This is a genomic window from Thioclava sp. F36-7 (genome assembly GCF_002020075.1).
In the GTDB taxonomy this organism is placed as follows: domain Bacteria; phylum Pseudomonadota; class Alphaproteobacteria; order Rhodobacterales; family Rhodobacteraceae; genus Thioclava; species Thioclava sediminum.
Genome location: NZ_MPZR01000030.1, coordinates 1 through 1,235, shown reverse-complemented (window position 1 = coordinate 1,235; position 1,235 = coordinate 1). Strand labels below are relative to the sequence as shown.

The 1,235-nt window shown below is 58.9% G+C and carries 2 protein-coding genes; both read right to left on the bottom strand.

Annotated features, from left to right (window positions below):
- The coding region (locus BMI89_RS20495; protein WP_168176857.1) for a helix-turn-helix domain-containing protein at positions 1-567 on the bottom strand (567 nt) is incomplete at its 3' end.
- Entirely contained in the window at positions 557-1,192 is a 636-nt protein-coding gene (locus tag BMI89_RS20490; RefSeq protein ID WP_078572605.1) for an IS607 family transposase, read from the bottom strand. The genes BMI89_RS20490 and BMI89_RS20495, both read right to left, overlap by 11 nt.
- Positions 1,193-1,235 lie beyond the last annotated feature (43 nt).

The following is a 1,235-nucleotide window of genomic DNA, read 5'->3' as shown; positions in this document are numbered from 1 at the left end:
GCTGTGATCGATCTCAACCGCAATCGCCGCGAACCACCGGCCCGCCTCCCGCGAGATGGTGACGGATTTCAAGGTTGGATTCATTTCGAAACCAAAGCGCAGGGCCTCCCGCATAGACACCCAGCCAATGCGCGGCAGTTTCAGGCGTCGCCCTTCGACACGGAATGTCCCGGGGCCATTGTCCGGCCGAAAGCTCTCACGACAGAGATCTTTTGCTTTGAAGTTGGGATAGCGGGAGCGCCCCTCGAAGAAACCCTTGAACGCGGCACCAAGATTCTTGATCGCCTGCTGTGGAACCGCTTTGGGCGCATGCAGCATCCAGGGGTATTCAGCCCGCTTGATGGCATTGAGTTCGCGTCGCAGCGCAGCCTCGGAAGGCTTGGGCAGGGAATTGTTTTCGCAATGCGCGGTATATTGGGATTTCCATCGGTCGAGAGCCCAGTTCCAGCTGAACCGGGCGATGCCGGCGCATTGCGCAAACAGTGCGTCCTGCGCCTTGTCTACATCGAGGGCGATGCGGTGAACTGTCATGATCCGGGTAGAGATCGCTGCTCCATCAAGCGCCATCATCGCCTCCTTCGGCCGCGGCCTTGATGTCTGCGATCAATTTCGCATTCTTGCGGGAGCGCGCACCGTAGAGCCGTGCGCTGAACACCGTGATGATCTCGAGCACATCCCGGGCAAGATCCTCTTCGAAACTGGTGTCTTCGCCCTGGTTCAGGATTACGACCTCGACGTTCTTCGCCTCACAGATCGCGAAGACGAGCTCGGCGCCGAAGCGCAGCAAACGATCCTTGTGAGTGATGACCAGTCGGCCGACGCGATCCTCGACAATGTCTTCGAGTAGGCGCTTGAGGCCCTTCTTGCGATAGTTCATGCCAGAGCCGAGATCGGTGACCACCTCGTAGGTCCAGCCCTGCCCGGCGCAATAGGCCTCGAGAAGCTGCGCCTGGCGCTCCAGGTCAGGTTTCTGGTCATGGGAGGAAACGCGTGCGTAGGCAACCGTGCGCCGGGCAGCTTTATCCTGCTGCCGATGGAGCTCCGGCTGAAGTTTGGCGAGGTTATAGCGGCGCCGCCCACCCTCGGTTACGAGGTCGGGCTTGAGCTTGCCGCTCTCATCCCATCTGCGCAAGGTGAGCGGTGTCACGCCCAGGGCCTTTGCGGCCTCGCCAATACTTACAAGCTTCTTCATCATTTAGATGATATATGATACGAAAAGCATAAGTCAAATTGAA